Annotated in this window: 15 protein-coding genes; 6 read left to right on the forward strand and 9 right to left on the reverse strand. The window is 63.5% G+C overall.

Annotation, left to right across the window (positions count from 1 at the left end):
• Positions 1 to 6 precede the first annotated feature (6 nt).
• From nhaA to fabR, 4 genes are all read right to left on the reverse strand, one after another.
• Positions 7 to 1,203, reverse strand: a complete 1,197-nt coding sequence (gene nhaA, locus BLT40_RS09050) for a Na+/H+ antiporter NhaA (RefSeq protein ID WP_255363980.1) — start codon at positions 1,201 to 1,203, stop codon at positions 7 to 9.
• Between the two features lie 111 nt (positions 1,204 to 1,314).
• Positions 1,315 to 1,770: a hemerythrin domain-containing protein gene (locus BLT40_RS09055; RefSeq protein ID WP_036110294.1), complete on the reverse strand. Its 456-nt coding sequence runs from the start codon at positions 1,768 to 1,770 to the stop codon at positions 1,315 to 1,317.
• A 46-nt stretch (positions 1,771 to 1,816) separates the two neighbouring features.
• On the reverse strand, positions 1,817 to 2,623 hold the full coding sequence (locus BLT40_RS09060) for a hypothetical protein (RefSeq protein ID WP_090352727.1): 807 nt from the start codon (positions 2,621 to 2,623) through the stop codon (positions 1,817 to 1,819).
• 39 nt (positions 2,624 to 2,662) lie between these two features.
• Positions 2,663 to 3,316 (reverse strand): HTH-type transcriptional repressor FabR, encoded by a 654-nt coding sequence (gene fabR, locus BLT40_RS09065; protein WP_090352728.1) that lies wholly within the window; start codon positions 3,314 to 3,316, stop codon positions 2,663 to 2,665.
• 93 nt (positions 3,317 to 3,409) lie between these two features.
• On the opposite strand from fabR, the gene BLT40_RS09070 reads away from it, so the two are divergent.
• From BLT40_RS09070 to BLT40_RS09095, 6 genes are all read left to right on the forward strand, one after another.
• A complete protein-coding gene (locus BLT40_RS09070) occupies positions 3,410 to 4,480 on the forward strand; it encodes a ferredoxin reductase (RefSeq protein WP_090352729.1) in 1,071 nt (356 codons plus the stop codon).
• Between the two features lie 9 nt (positions 4,481 to 4,489).
• Positions 4,490 to 5,611, forward strand: coding sequence for a fatty acid desaturase family protein (locus BLT40_RS09075; protein ID WP_090352730.1), 1,122 nt, complete (start codon positions 4,490 to 4,492; stop codon positions 5,609 to 5,611).
• A gap of 267 nt (positions 5,612 to 5,878) precedes the next feature.
• A complete protein-coding gene (locus BLT40_RS09080) occupies positions 5,879 to 6,598 on the forward strand; it encodes a DUF4386 domain-containing protein (protein ID WP_090352731.1) in 720 nt (239 codons plus the stop codon).
• Between the two features lie 12 nt (positions 6,599 to 6,610).
• Positions 6,611 to 7,030, forward strand: coding sequence for a DUF6326 family protein (locus tag BLT40_RS09085; protein ID WP_090352732.1), 420 nt, complete (start codon positions 6,611 to 6,613; stop codon positions 7,028 to 7,030).
• A 61-nt stretch (positions 7,031 to 7,091) separates the two neighbouring features.
• The gene (locus BLT40_RS09090; RefSeq protein WP_079520439.1) at positions 7,092 to 7,286 is read left to right on the forward strand and encodes a lysozyme inhibitor LprI family protein; all 195 of its coding nucleotides are present in this window, start codon (positions 7,092 to 7,094) and stop codon (positions 7,284 to 7,286) included.
• A gap of 137 nt (positions 7,287 to 7,423) precedes the next feature.
• Positions 7,424 to 7,732, forward strand: a complete 309-nt coding sequence (locus tag BLT40_RS09095; RefSeq protein ID WP_143025860.1) for a hypothetical protein — start codon at positions 7,424 to 7,426, stop codon at positions 7,730 to 7,732.
• A 212-nt stretch (positions 7,733 to 7,944) separates the two neighbouring features.
• Here the strand turns inward: BLT40_RS09095 and BLT40_RS09100 are convergent, their stop codons facing one another.
• From BLT40_RS09100 to BLT40_RS09120, 5 genes are all read right to left on the reverse strand, one after another.
• Positions 7,945 to 8,247: a hypothetical protein gene (locus tag BLT40_RS09100; RefSeq protein WP_090352734.1), complete on the reverse strand. Its 303-nt coding sequence runs from the start codon at positions 8,245 to 8,247 to the stop codon at positions 7,945 to 7,947.
• A gap of 122 nt (positions 8,248 to 8,369) precedes the next feature.
• Positions 8,370 to 8,879 carry a hypothetical protein gene (locus BLT40_RS09105; RefSeq protein WP_079520436.1) on the reverse strand — a complete coding sequence of 170 codons (510 nt, stop codon included), beginning with the start codon at positions 8,877 to 8,879 and terminating at the stop codon, positions 8,370 to 8,372.
• Between the two features lie 74 nt (positions 8,880 to 8,953).
• Positions 8,954 to 10,417, reverse strand: a complete 1,464-nt coding sequence (locus BLT40_RS09110) for an efflux transporter outer membrane subunit (protein WP_090352735.1) — start codon at positions 10,415 to 10,417, stop codon at positions 8,954 to 8,956.
• The gene (locus tag BLT40_RS09115; RefSeq protein ID WP_079520434.1) at positions 10,401 to 11,588 is read right to left on the reverse strand and encodes an efflux RND transporter periplasmic adaptor subunit; all 1,188 of its coding nucleotides are present in this window, start codon (positions 11,586 to 11,588) and stop codon (positions 10,401 to 10,403) included. Before BLT40_RS09115 ends, BLT40_RS09110 begins: the two co-directional genes overlap by 17 nt.
• The gene (locus tag BLT40_RS09120) at positions 11,578 to 14,817 is read right to left on the reverse strand and encodes an efflux RND transporter permease subunit (RefSeq protein ID WP_090352736.1); all 3,240 of its coding nucleotides are present in this window, start codon (positions 14,815 to 14,817) and stop codon (positions 11,578 to 11,580) included. The genes BLT40_RS09115 and BLT40_RS09120 overlap by 11 nt, the downstream gene beginning before the upstream one ends.
• Between the last annotated feature and the right edge of the window lie 3 nt (positions 14,818 to 14,820).

Raw genomic sequence — 14,820 nt, forward strand, 5'->3', positions numbered from 1 at the left:
ATTGGCTCAGGGCATCGCCGGCGTGCGTGCGGTCACACGAAGGACGGCCCAGCCGGCGAGACCCGCAAGGACGGAGCCTGCAAGGATGCCCAGCTTCACCTCGTCGCGTAGCTCGGGATGATCCGGGAAGGCGAGCATCCCGATGAACAGGCTCATCGTGAAACCGATGCCGCACAGCAGCGCCGTGCCGAACAGCTGCCCGCGCGAGGCGCCGCGCGGCATCTCCGCCCAGCCGAAGCGGATGGCGAGCCATGCGGCACCGAACACACCGACGAGTTTGCCCACGAGCAGGCCGAGGCCCACGCCGACCGTGGTCGCGGCGAGCCATTGCGCCAGCCCCACACCGGCGAACGAGATGCCGGCGTTGGCGAAGCCGAACAAGGGCAGCACCGTGATGGGGACCAGTCGATGGAGCGCGTGCTCGAGCCTCAGCAGAGGCGAATGGGTGCAGTCGCCGTCGGACGGCATGCGCCCTTCACTGTCGCTAAGCGGGATGCACAACGCGGTCGCCACGCCCGCGAGGGTCGCATGGACGCCGGACTTCAGCACCAGCACCCAGAGAACGACACCGATGAGCAGATAAGGCCACAGGCGGCTGACGCCGAAGCGGTTCATCAGGGCCATCGTGGCAACGGCAAGCAGTGCCAGACCGAGATAGGCAAGCGACAGATCGGGGGTGTAGAACAGCGCGATGATGATGACCGCACCGAGGTCGTCGATGATCGCCAGGGCCGCGAGAAACGCCTTGAGGGACGTGGGCACCCGGCTGCCGAGCAAGGCGGCCACACCGAGCGCGAAGGCGATATCGGTCGCCGAGGGAATGGCCCAGCCACGCATCGATTCCGCGTTGCCCCGGTTGACCAGCAGGAAGATGGCCGCCGGCACGACCATGCCGCCCAGCGCCGCCAGACCCGGCAGGACGCGCAGACGGTTGGAGGCCAGCTCCCCGTCGATGAACTCGCGCTTGATCTCGAGGCCCACCAGCAGAAAGAACACCGCCATGAGACCGTCGTTGATCCAGTGCAGCACGCTCAGCGGGCCGACGTGCGCCTGCAGCGCGTCGAAATACACGGAGGCGAGCGGCGAATTGGCCACGATCATCGCGAGCGCCGCGGCACCCATCAGCACGAGGCCGCCCACGGCCGATCCGGCGGCGAAGTCGGCCAGCCGCTGGAGCGGACGCCATATCAGTGTCTTGAGCAACGGACTCTCCTGTCCCTGGTAAGTCCGTGATGGTCACACCACCCGTCGCCGAGGGCAAACGGGGCGAAAGACGCATGGCCGGAACGACGCCCCCATCACGGCATTACGGCGTCACTCCGCGCGCAGCCTTTTCTCGTGCGCGGCGAAGTCCTTCCGATATTTCTTTGCCAGCCCTGTCTTCTGGGGCGCCGTCAGGATCTTGCCGGCCAGCTGAAAGAAGATTTTCTCCTCCTCGCGCAGATGATCGTGCAGCTCTTCGGAAAGCTTGGCGAGGTTCGCCGTCCAGCTGCGACCCGCGTGGTTCCGCGTCTGCATTTCCTCGATCAGGTCATCCATCTTGTGATGGTCGGCCAGCGCATCGCGCGAGGAGTGCAAGCCGCGATCGTCCATCAGCATCGGCACGTAGAGGTAACGCTCCTCGGCCGCCTCATGCGCCGCGAGTTCGATCCGTAACGCGGTGAACAACTCGACCCGGTGAGGACCCGGCTCCGAGCGCTGCAGCTTGCGGACGAGTGAGCGCTGCGTGGCGTGGCTTTCGCGGAGGGCTTCGAAGATGGTTTCGGACATGGCGTCGGCTCAGTCATGGGACGGCCCGGGTGGGCGGGTGCCACGATCATCCCGATGCGGATGTCGACGAAGCGTCTGCCAGGCCACAGGTGCTCCATAGCCAGACCGCACACAGCGGGAACAACAGGAAGCAGGAGACGACCGAGAATATCCACGCGATCGTGCCGTACGAACCGGACATCCCGCCCGCACCGAAGAACAGGAAGAACCAGCAAGCGGTCACTACCGCCATCAGCAGCCATCGGGCCGGGTCACCGTGGGTCACGTTCTGACAGACACCCGGAAACGTCTTCCTGAAGAAGTGCCAGGCGATATAGCCCGACACCGCCATCAGAAACGGGAACTGCAGCCACACCGGGATGCCGAAGCCCTGGGCGGACAGCGCGATATCCGCATGCGTGGAGAGTGCCCTGATGGGCACATAGCTCCACACGTTGCCCGCGCACATCAGGCACAGCCAGTACACGAAGGACTGCAGCCCCCGCCGCGACCGCACCGCGTCCATGCGCGACACGGCGTCCAGGATGAAAAAGAGCACGCCGTTGCCGACGAACGGGCCGGCCAGTGCGATGAGAGAGGCCTGCCACCCGGCGCCACTCGCGATGATCGGCGCGTATTCCACGTTGTCGGAAACGTCGCCCAGCAGGAGGATGTTGCCGGGGGTAGCCGAGCCGTAATCGATGTCGAAAGGCGACTTCATCCAGCCAAACGCCCACGCGGCCATCGAGTGGCTGTATTCATGGGCCAGGTAGGCCACCGCGTGGGCGACGATGGTGAGTACGAACGTCAGGACAGCGAAACGAACGACGCGCCACCCGCCGGATCTTGCAAAGCCCATCCCGTTATCGACCATGTCACTCCCCCGGTGAGGAGCGAACTATAGCGCCGGGATTCAGCCTTTGGATTGCTCCAGTACGCGGGAGCCAGTGATGATCATCCGCAACATCGTCGAGATCTGCTCGATCACCTCGGGGTCGCGCTCAGGCGGCTGATCCATGGCGCCGGCACCCATCGCGAAAACGAGGCGGGTGATCGCCTTGGATACCAGCGCCGGTTCGTGCAGCGTCGCGCGCTCGGCGGCGGCGAGGCGGATCAGGTCGACGCGGAGCTCGTCCTCGAAGTACATCAGCTCGCGCTCGACCGCCTGCTTGAAAGCGTCCGACCCTACCGCGCCTTCGCGCAGCAGCACATGCAGGAGTTTGTCGTCCGCGCGCAGCTGCTCCATGAAGGTCTCGACCGAAACACGGATCACGCTGCGATCGGTCGAGGTAGCACGCTCCCGCGCCGAGCCGATGATGATGCGCAGCGAGCGCCCCGCCAGGTCGATCAGGGCGATGGCCAGCTCGTCCATGTCGCGGAACTGACGATAGAAGCTGTTGGGCGCGATGCCGGCTTCGCGCGCCACCTCGCGCAGGCTTACCGTGGACAGGCTGCGGTTGGGACCGATCAGCTTGAGCGCGGCGGCCAGCAGGTCCTCACGGGCGATCCCCGCCTTGCGCGGCGGCGTCGGGAAATCCGGGGACGGGGTGAGAATGATCGAGGTCATAAGGCGCTGATAACGGACTAGGCCCGAATCATACCCCCAGTCATGAATGCACAACTGTATACACAGCTGTGCGGATGCGCGTATAGTGACTCCATGAACGCCCTTCCCGTTCCGAAAACCTCCTGGCGCCAGCGCGCCGTGCGACGCGCCGTCTCACCGGCGTTGTTCGACTTCTGGGCGACCCGCCTCAACCCGTTGTGGACCCTGGAGCAGCCGTTGGCGCGCCTGGTCTCGCGCACGGCGGCGAGCCGCGACGCCGTGACCCTTGTGCTCCGCCCCAACCGGCATTGGCAGGGCATGCTCCCCGGCCAGCACGTCAATATCGGCGTGGAAATCGAGGGTCGCCGGCTGGTGCGCAGCTACAGCCCGACGCCACTGGACGACGGCACGCTGGCGATCACCGTCAAGGCGATGCCCGGCGGCGTGGTCAGCGGTCATCTGGCGAAAGCCGCCCGGATAGGCGACGTGGTGACCCTCGGTCAGGCCTTCGGCGAGATGACCCTGCCTTCCGACACCGACGACCTGCTCCTGCTGGCTGCCGGCAGCGGCATCACGCCGATGCGTGCCCTGGTGCGCTCGCTCGCCGCACGCGGCATGCCGGTCAAGGTCGACCTGTTGTACTGGGCGCGCGATCGCGCCTACCTTTGCTTCGTGGACGAACTCGACGAGCTGGCCGCTACCCACCCGCGGCTGCGTGTGCGCACCTTGCTCACGCGTGCCGGGGTCGAGCCCGAGCGTCGCGTCGACGACGTGTCGCTGGAGTCGATCGAGGACCTGCAGGCACGCCGTGTGCTCGCCTGCGGCCCGGGCGGATTCGTCGAGGCGGCACGCGCGCGCCTTCAGGGCTACGTCGCGCACTTCGACGCGGAAGCCTTCAGCACGCCGGCCACCGTCGAGGGCGAAGCCGGCGAGGTACAGGTACACCTCGCTCGCAGCGGACGCACGCTGACCCTCGCCCGCGGCACCTCGTTGCTGGAAGGTCTCGAAGCCCAGGGCCTTCGCCCGCGTCATGGCTGCCGCATGGGCATCTGCAACACCTGCGCCTGCGGCCGCGCCTCGGGCACCGTACGTCACACGCTGACCGGCGACCGCGACAGCGAGCCGTCGACCCCGGTACGACTGTGCGTCAGTGCGCCGAGCACCGATCTGGTCCTGGACCTCTAAGGAATACACATGGCCCGCATCAAGAACCGCATTCTTTCCGCCGCCGAGCTGCAGTCCTTCGGCGACGAGCTCGACGCCCTGCGTGCCCGCGTCGCTGCCGACGTCGGCGCACGCGACGCCCGCTATATCCGTCGCATCGTCGCCGCCGTGCGCTGGACCGGCGTGACCGGGCGCGCGCTGCTCTTCCTCGGCGCCTTCGTGCACAGCGTGCTCGTCCCCGCCTGGATCGTCGGCACGATCTGCCTGGCCCTGTCGAAGATCCTCGACAACATGGAGCTCGGCCACAACGTCATGCACGGCCAGTACGACTGGATGGGCGACCCCAAGCTGCATGGCCAGACCTACGAATGGGATATCGTCGCCACCGGCGATGCCTGGCGCAAAACGCATAATTTCCAGCACCACACGTACACCAACGTGCGCGGCATGGACGACGACATCGGCTACGGCCTGCTGCGCATCTTCCCCGAGCAGCGGTGGCGTCCGTTCTATCTGATGCAGCCCGTCATCGCGGTGTTCTTCATGCTGCTGTTCCAGTGGGGTGTGGCTATCCAGGATCTGCGCATCGGCCGCTGGTTCGCGGGCAAGATGAAGACAGCGGAACTGCGTCGCAACTTCCGTCCGGTCGGTCGCAAGATGGCGCGTCAGCTGATCAAGGACTACATCGTGTTCCCGCTGCTGGCCGGCCCGTTCTTCCTGCCGGTGCTGCTGGGCAACCTCGTCGCCAACGGCATGCGCAACATCTGGACCTTCGTCATCATCTTCTGCGGCCACTTCACCGCCGATGCCGAAGTGTTCCCGAAGGAAACCATTCGCGACGAAACGCGCGGCCACTGGTACCTGCGCCAGCTGCGCGGCTCGTCCAACATCGCCGGCGGCAAGCTGCTCAACGTGCTGTCGGGCAACCTGAGCCATCAGATCGAGCATCACTTCTACCCGGACCTGCCGGCCAATCGCTACGCGGCGATGGCGGTCGAGGTGAAGCAGATCTGCGCCCGTTACGGCCAGCACTACAACACGGGCTCGTTACCTAAGCAGTTCGGTCAGGTCATCTGGCGGATCGTGCGTCACGCCTTTCCCAGCCGCGTACGTATGCCGCGGATGTCCGAGAAGGCGCTTCAGGGCGGCTGAGCAGTAGGGAAAGCTGTCCTTCCGCCGGAGACATGGACGTCACCCACGGGCGCGAGGCAGCCAGCGGCCGCACGAGCGTGAAGAGCCCGACGGCAGGAGGCATGGCGGCACCCGGCGAAAGCAACGGGCTGGCGGTGGGAGGCCGGATGGGATGGTGTCCTGGACGCTAACGGCCCATAAGTAAGATTCGATACTTCTGGCATGCTTTTATCGAACTTCGACACCTCCCATACTCGCGCACTAGCGTCGTCAGCAGGGGGGAGGCATATGGACGGGCATAAATCGCTGGGCCGCTTGACAGGATTGACCTATCTCGTCGTTGTGGGCACAGGGCTATTCAGCCTGATGTATGTTCCTGCCGCACTGTCAGGCAGCGGCGCGCCACAGAGCCGGGTCGAGCAACTGTTAGCAAACCCGGGACTCTACAATGCAGGGACGGCAGCGTTTCTTATCGAGCAAGCCGCCTTTTGTGTGCTGCCAATTTTATTCTACCGACTACTGCATCACGCGGGCCGGTGGGCCGCGAGTGTGATGGCGGTTCTGGCACTTGCCAGCGTCCCGGTAGCACTCGTCGGCGTTGTCGAGCGTGTCGATGCCGTCAATTGGCTTACGAATACGAAGCTATCGGCCGGTGAAGCCGGTATGTACGGCCATGCGCTGGCGTGCATGGCCCTCTACAGCTGGGACCACACGTTGCTCATTGCCAGCCTGTTTTGGGGGCTGTGGCTCGCACCGATGGGCTATCTCATCACTGTGTCGCGGACTATTCCACGGCTGTTCGGCTATCTGCTGATGCTGGGAAGCGCTGGCTATGTCGTCGACGTGTTTGGGCAACTGTTGTTACCTGACTACAGCCGCTCGATGTTTTCGGACTACGCGACTGTTCCAGCCGCCCTCGGCGAGATAGGCACTTGTTTATGGTTGCTCGTCTTTGGAGCATCGCACGAACGTGCCCCTACGCCCGATCCGACCGTGTCGATTGAGTAGGAGAAAACCGCAATGGCATTACCTTCATTCGAAGACCATCCGGTTCCCGTACGATTGAAGCTGGCCGCGTTATGGACATCGCTGATGTCGTGTTACATCTATGGCGACTACTTTGGCCTGTACGTCCCAGGGAAGTTACAAGGTGTCCTCAACGGTGATGGGCCCATAGGTCCGACAAGCCAGGGCACACTCGTCGGCGCGTCGATGCTCCTGGCTGCGCCCGCCTTGATGATCGCATTGTCACTGCTTTTACCGGTCAGGGCATGCCGCATAGTGACCATCATTCTTGGAATCTTTTACACACTTGTCATGGCGGCCACCATGACGGACGCCTGGTGGTTTTATAAAGCCATGGGCGTGATCGAAATGACGATCTCGTTAATCACTGTGGGGCTCGCTTGGCGCTGGCCTCGAGTTGCGTCGACTGTCTAGCTATTTCACAGTGACCGGGGCAAGGGTCGAGCGAACAAACATCGCACAGGATTTTCCTCGCATGACGCGCTGGATTGTTGGAACGCGCGGCGTCACCCTCGCGCTCAACAACTGTATCGGTAACGAGCACGATTACCAGCACAAACGGTTGAACTCCGCGTATCAACGCCTGCGCAAGGGCTTAAGTCCTGATCAGCGCACATCGCTGCGTGACGAAGAACGTGCATGGATAGCCCGGCTCGACAAGAATTGCTAATCGGGGACGCCGGTCGATTTGCTTCTCGGCATACCGGTGCCGACGGCTGGCGGTGGCGGCGTGAGCGGAAGATGCGTACAGGAAAATGACGCCAGGCTGGTTCATGGGTCCCGATGGAACGTCCATTCCTGAGGCAGATGAAGCACGTCGCATCCTGCCGTGCAGGAGAAAAGCCCAGAGCGTCCCATGAGGACCAGATCCGCGACGCAGAGAAAGATCCTGTCCTTTCCAATCTGTTGGCGACGCCGGGCGGCACGCAGACGGTGCCGTTCAATTTCGTCTTTCCGACCGATACCCAGTATTACGTGCGTCAGAAAACCGACCCAGTGAACACCTGGATTATCGATGCCAAGATGGTGGTCGCGACCCAGGCCTGCCCGCGGGAGCCATCAACAGACACCTCAGAGACGGCCAAGCCGACGAAGCTGCTGTTTCCGTCTCCCTAACCCTCGCCATCATCGCGCGGAGCTGGGGGTACGCCCTCGATCTGCCGAGGGTTGGCTCCACGAAGTGCGCGCATCGATAGACTGAGCCGGACTGCCGACGCTCCGGGTCGGTGCTGCAAATGGTCGCTCAACGAAACGACGGAACGCTCGTGATCACACAAGGCGGCCAGCACATTCGGCCCGTTCGGGCGCTCGGACGCATCAGGCGTGCTTTAGCAGAGCGTCTTATCGGGCCCATCAAAGCGACCAATGTAGATTTCGACACGGTCGTCGTGCTCGGCCTCCACCATCGCAGCCGCTTTAGGAAACGGAGCCCCTGTCCCATCGTAAGCTTCAAACCGTCCATCCGGTTGATGGACCACGAAAGGCAGATGCTGGATGCGAGACGACCAAACGTTATAGGTATCTTCGTCCCGCACCATTTGCATCTCAGTACGGGTGGCGCAGCCAGCAAGGGCCACAGCGATCGCCGCTAACCCAATGGGGCGGAGCAGCGTGCTTAGCGCGAGGCGCATACAAGGAATCTCCTACGACGATGGTTTCTCTCTCCAGCGGCAGCGGAACAGATGACGGCGCCAGCACGACCAGGTAGAGCGCGAGCGCTCCGGCCATAGGTCTTGCACCTGCCGCTACCGCTTCAGTACGGCAGCGGATCTGGCTCTTGCGCAACGCTTTCCCAAATGCCGTTGAGCAGCAGTTTGCGTGCACGAGCGATGTAAACCGGTCGTGTGGCAATCACGCGCTCCCGCGCACGATCAGCGAATGAGACGACGGATCGATCGCGATCACACAGCGCGGACACGACCGTTGGACCCTTTGCGTCGGGCACCGACGCGGGGGCACCTGAGCACAAGGTCTTGAGCGGGCCGCTGAAATGCCCCACCCAAATTTCCACGCGGCGCCCGCGCTCGGCCTCGACAGCCGTTGCGGCCTTGCTGAAAATGTCGCCGCGGTTGTCAAAGGCGGTCACGGCGCCGTCGGCATCGTGAAACACGAACGGAATGTGGTCCATCCGCTTGTCCCACAGGTCGTAGGTGTCTTTTTCCTTGACCGTGCTGGTCTCGGTGACTGCAGCACAGCCGGTCAGGACACTCATCACCAAGAACACAGCCAGAGCACTGCGCACAGTCGTGAGTCTGAATTGCATCGGATAGATCTCCTCGGATGGACGATGCGCGAGCCCGTCAGAACATCACGCTAAACAGTGATAAGCGCCTCGGGTCAGCGTGCGCTGACCTGCGGTTCGTCTTGAGCAGCGGCGCGCCATCCGCCACCCAGAGCACGGATCAGATCCACGCTCGCCTGCAGCTGTCGCGTGCGCACCAACTCAGCCGTGCGTTCGGCCTTGAGCGCCGCGGTCTGCGCCGTGACCACCTCTAGGTAGCTGACGACGCCCTCGTTGTATCGGTTGGTCGCCAAGGTCTCGGACTGCTTGGCGGCGTCGGCCGCTGCCGTCTCCTGCTGGCCTTCCCGGCCTAGCTCCTGGAGCAAGGACAGGTTGTCTTCGACCTGCTGGAATGCGTGCAGCACCAGGCCGCGGTACTGCGCTGAGGCCGCAGCAAACTCCGCTTTGGCTTCCGCCTCGCGGCCGCGCCGCGCGCCGCCGTCCAATAGCTCGAGCGAGGCCAACGGCCCAAGGCTCCAAAACTGGTTGCTGGCCGCCAGGAGATTGCCGTGACCCACGTCCTGCCAGCCCAAGGCGGCACCCAGGCTGATGGTCGGGTAGAACGCCGCGCGCGTGACCCCAATGCCAGCGTTGGCGGCGAACGCACGGCGTTCGGCGGCAGCAATATCGGGCCGGCGCTCCAACAAGGTCGAAGGCACACCCAGCGGAATGCTTGGCAGGGTCAGAGCCGTGGTCTGGGCGGGCAGCAAAAAGGTCGACGGGGATTCGCCGACCAACGCCGCGATGGCGTGCTCGGTGAGTGCCCGCTGCACACGCAGCTCCGTTTCCTGGGCCTGGGCATCGGCGTATTGCGCGTTCGCGCGGGCAAGATCCAGCCCCGACGACACACCCCCATCCATGCGCCTTTGCGTGATCGACTGGCCCTTGCCGAACGCGGCCAACGAGTCCTGGACGATGCGCAGCTCCACGTCATCCCCCCGCAATGCGATGTACAAGTCCGCAAGGCGCCCCTGGAGGCTCAGGCGGGCGGAGGCCAGGTCCGCCTCCGCCGCAACGCTACGCGCCTTGCCTTCGGCCACCTCATTGCGAATCCGACCCCATAAATCCAGCTCGTAGCTAGCACTGAAGGCGACCGTCCGCGTGTCGTACTCGTTGGGCTGGCTGGAGCCCCGAAGCGGCCGGTTATCGGACTGCCGCGCGTTGGTCGGTGTGGCGTCGATGCCTGCGTGGGGCGACTGTTGTGCCCCAAGCTCCTGGAGATAGGCCCGCGATGCATCCAGACGAGCCAGGGCTACGCCGATGTCGGGGTTGTTGGCGTCCAGTTTGGATTCGAGGCCATCGAGAGTGGGATCGCCGTAGACTTTCCACCACGGACCGCGCGCGGTGGCATCTTTGGGGTCGGCCTGCGTCCAACCTTCAGGATTAGCGGCGCCCTTAAAGGCCTCCGGCAGGGCACCGGCGTTGGGCTTCACGTAGTCCGGCGCCAGCGAGCAGCCGCCCAGCGCCATGAACAAGACCAATGCTCCGCCACGGATGGCAAGATCATGCTTTCTTGGCATGGTGGCTCTCGTCGGTGGCAGCGGGGGCCAACTGGACCAGATCGCCTTGGCTCAGCGAATCGGTAGGATGATCGATGATGCGGTCGTCCGGCTGAAGGCCCTGGTCGATCTCCAGCTTGTCGCCCAGGTCCATCGCGATGTGTACATCGCGCAGCACCACATGGTGGTCCTTGCCGAGCACCGCGATCTGCGGCCCCTGCGCGCGAAACAGGAGGGTCGTGGCCGGAACGGTCACCGTGTGGGCGTCTGCGTGTGTGGAGAGTTGCACCTCGGCAAAGTCGCCCGGCAACAGATCCTGGCGCGGATTGTCGACCTTGAACTGCGCCAGCAACGTGCCGGAGGCCCGGTTGATGGCCCGGGACGTCCCGATGAGCGTGCCGTCGACCGTCTCGCCGCCATGGCCCAGCACGAGCAACTTCACCTTCATTCCGGGGACGATGGAGGACGCGTAACTTTGCGGCACCTGCGTGTACAGGCGCATTTTGCTGGTATCGGCAATGGAAAAGAGCGGCTCGCCCCCGCTGGTGTTCGCCGTGATGAGGTCGCCGATGTCCGTGTTACGCGCCGTCACCGTCCCGTCGAACGGCGCGACGATGCGTTTGAATGATTCCAACGCGGCCAGGCGGTCTACATCGGCCTGGGCGCCCAGCTGATTGGCGCGCGCCGTCTCCGCTTCGCTCGACTTTTCATCCGACTCCTGCTTGGACACCGAATGCGACGCGAGCAGGTTCTGCCAGCGCCTGGCGGTGGTGTCGGCCAGGCGCACATTGGCTTGGGCGCGCACCAGTTCGGCTTTGGCCTGTTCGAACTGCTGATCCAGTTCCGGCGTGTCGATGAGCGCCAGAACCTGGCCGGCTTTGACTTTTTCGCCGATGTCGACATTCCACTGCTTCAGATACCCTCCGACCCGTGCGTGGATGGGGGTGGCAATCCATGCATCGAGGTGACCCGGCAGCGTCAGACCCTGGTTGGCGCTGAGCGCAGAGGCAGAAATGACCTGCACGCTCGGCGTAAGTTGCGCCTGGGTCCACGTCGTCAGCTCGTGGGACTCCACGGACCGCAGAGACAGACCCGCAATCACCCCAACGGAGGCCAGGCCTAAGCCGATGGCCAGAATCAAACGGACACGGGGAGGCCGCCCGGGTATCGCGGCGATGGCTTCATGCGACATGGGAGTGATCTCCGATAAGCGGCTGTTTGGAAGGGGCGGGAGCGGGCCGGCCGTGGACGATTGCGAAGATGACCGGCACAAACAGCAAGGTGGCAAGCGTGGCGAACATGAGGCCACCGATGACCGCGCGACCCAGCGGGGAGTTCTGTTCCTGACTGAGCGCCATGGGCAGCATGCCGATGATCATCGCCAGCGCCGTCATGCACACCGGACGGAAGCGGGTAAAGCCGGCCTCGAGCGCCGCCTTGACCGGGTCCCCATGCTCGGCCAGCCGCTCGCGGCAGAAGGTCACCACCAGGATCGCGTTCGCAGTGGCCACGCCCATGCACATGATGGCCCCGGTGAGCGCGGGCACGGACAAACTGGTGTGCGTGAGAAACAGCATCCAGACGATGCCGGCAAGCGCTGCCGGGAGGGCGGTGATGATGACGAACGGGTCCATCCACGATTGGAAATTGACCACGATGAGCAGGTAGATGAGGACCACAGCCCCGACCAGACCGAACAACAGACCGCTGAAGGCTTCGTTCATCGTGCCGACCTGCCCGTGCAGGCTGACCAGGGTGCCCTTTGGCCGTTGACTTGCAAACTGCGCCAGAACCTTTTCCACATCACTGGCCACGCCCCCCAAATCCCGGCCTTGGATGGACGCATAGATGTCATAAGACGGCATGATGTTGTAGTGAGACACCACCGCATCGCTGGGCCCACGGGTGAAGCTCGCCAGACCACCCAGAATTTGCGTGGCACCGTTGCCTGAGGAGGTCACCGGCAGCGCCTTGAGATCCGACATCGAGTCCATGAGGTATTGCGGCGTGGAAGCCACGATGGCGTAGGACACGCCGTTTTTCGGATTGAGCCAGAAGGCCGGGGCGACCTGCGAGCTGCCTGCCAGAGACGCCACCATGCTATTGGTGACATCCCGCTCGGTGATGCCGAACCCATCCGCCCGTACCCGGTCCACTTTGACGTTCAACTGCGGGTAGCTCGAGCTTTGCTGCAAGCGGACATCGACGATGCCATCCACCTTGCGCAGCTCCTTCATAATTCTTTCTGAGTAGGCTTCGTTGGCCACGCGATCACGTCCGGCGATGGAGACATCCAGCGGCGAAGGCGAACCAAAGTTAAGGATCTGACTGGTCATGTCGGCCGGCAGGAACGCGAACTGGGTGCCGGGGAATTCGCGCGGAAGCTTTTCGCGCAATTGCTTCATGAAATCGGCCGCCGGCCGATGGCCTTCCTTCAAGGCGATCTGGATATCGCCGTCCTGCGAGCCGATGGTACCGCTGCTGCTGTAAACCAGGTTCACGCCGCTCAGCGGAAGGCCGATGTTGTCGATGATGGTGTCGAGCTGATCGGGCGGAATGACGGCGCGGATGGCGCGTTCGATGTGATCGAACTCGGCCGCCGTCTCTTCGACCCGGGTGCCCATGGGCGCGCGCACATGCATCGAGATCGATTCCGAATCCACGGTCGGGAAGAAATCCCGACCCAATGCAGGAATCAGCGCAAAGGACACCACGACGAACCCGAGGAAGCCGACGACAAAGCGCTTCCGGCTGTCGAGAGCCACCGCCAGCAAGCCGTAGTAGCCGTCGCGGACCTGCGTGAAGCGCTGCTCAAAGCCCATCTGAAACCGCAGCAGCCCGCGCACTACGGCACTGCGGCGCTTGCGACCGTGCTGATCGCCCTCGTGATGATTGAGATAGGCGTCCTCGGGATGCGCACCCTCGCCGCCTTCCACATGGTGAGGCTTGAGCAAGAACATCGCGAGCGTCGGCACCAGCGTGCGGGACAGAATGAAGGAGGACACCATGGCGAAGATCACCGCCAAAGCCATCGGGCGGAACAGGAAGCCGGCGATACCGTCGAGCATGAACATCGGCACGAAGACAATGCAGATGCACAGCAGCGACACGAAGGCCGGCGTCACGATCTGCCTGGCGCCGTCCATGATGGCGTCCATCACGCCCTTGCCTTGCTCCAGATGCCAGTTGATGTTCTCGATGGTCACCGTGGCGTCGTCGACCAGAATGCCCACCGCCAACGCCAGGCCGCCCAGGGTCATCACATTCAAGGTCTGTCCTAACAGCGACAGCAAGGCAATGGCCGACAGGATGGACAGCGGGATGGACAACGCGATGATGACCGTCGAGCGCCAGCTGCCGAGGAACAGCAGAATCATCACGGAAGTCAGAAGAGCTGCGATGACGCCCTCGCGAGCCACCGAGGCCACGGCGGCTTTGACAAAGATGGACTGATCGCTCAGCAGATGCATCTGCAGCGACTTGGGTTGGGTCTCGGCAATGAGCGGCAACAGCTTCTTGATGCCGGCCACCACATCCAGGGTGGACGCATTGCCGTTCTTCAACGCGGGCATCAGCACGGCGCGTTTGCCGTCCACGCGGACCACATTGTTTTGCGGCGGCGCACCGTCGCGCACATTGGCCACATCGCCGATGGTGATCGTCGCGCCGTTGACGGTCTTGATGGGCAGGTTGTTTAGCTCATCGATGGCCGTTGGGCTGTTATTGAGTTGGACGTGATACTCGTAAGTCCCAATCTTGGCCGTGCCCACGGGGATAATCTGGTTCTGTGCGGCCAACGCGTTGCCCACGTCCTGCGCCGAAAGGCCTTTGGCCGCCAGCGAGCGCGGATTCAAGTCCAGCGTTACTTGCTTTTGTTTTCCGCCATAAGGCGTCGGAATGGCCACGCCGGGCACGGAAATCAGCGTCGGGCGCATGAAGTTCTGCGCGATGTCGCGAATGGTGGCTTCCGACAAGACCGGGCTCGACAGGGCCATCTGCAGCACCGGCACCGTCGAGGCGTTGTAATTGAGGATGAGCGGCGGTGTGATGCCTGGCGGCATCTGCTTGACCACCGTTTGCGAGATGGAGGTCACCTGAGCCGTGGCTGTGCGAATGTCCACGCCCGGCTGGAAGAAAATCTTGACAATGCCAACGCCCGGCAACGACTGCGACTCGATGTGCTCGATGTCGTTGACCGAGGTGGTCAACTGGCGTTCGTAGTAATAGATCACGCGGCCCGACATTTGGTCCGGCGGCAGGCCGTTATAGGTCCACACCACGCTGATGACGGGGATGCCGATATTCGGAAAGATGTCCGTCGGTGTGCGCAAGGCAGCCAGCGGACCGGCGATGAGGATCAACAGCGCCAGCACGATGAAGGTGTATGGGCGCGAGAGGGCGATGCGAACGAGGGCTAGCATGCG

The organism is Dyella sp. 333MFSha, assembly GCF_900102405.1.
In the GTDB taxonomy this organism is placed as follows: Bacteria; Pseudomonadota; Gammaproteobacteria; order Xanthomonadales; family Rhodanobacteraceae; genus Luteibacter; species Luteibacter mycovicinus.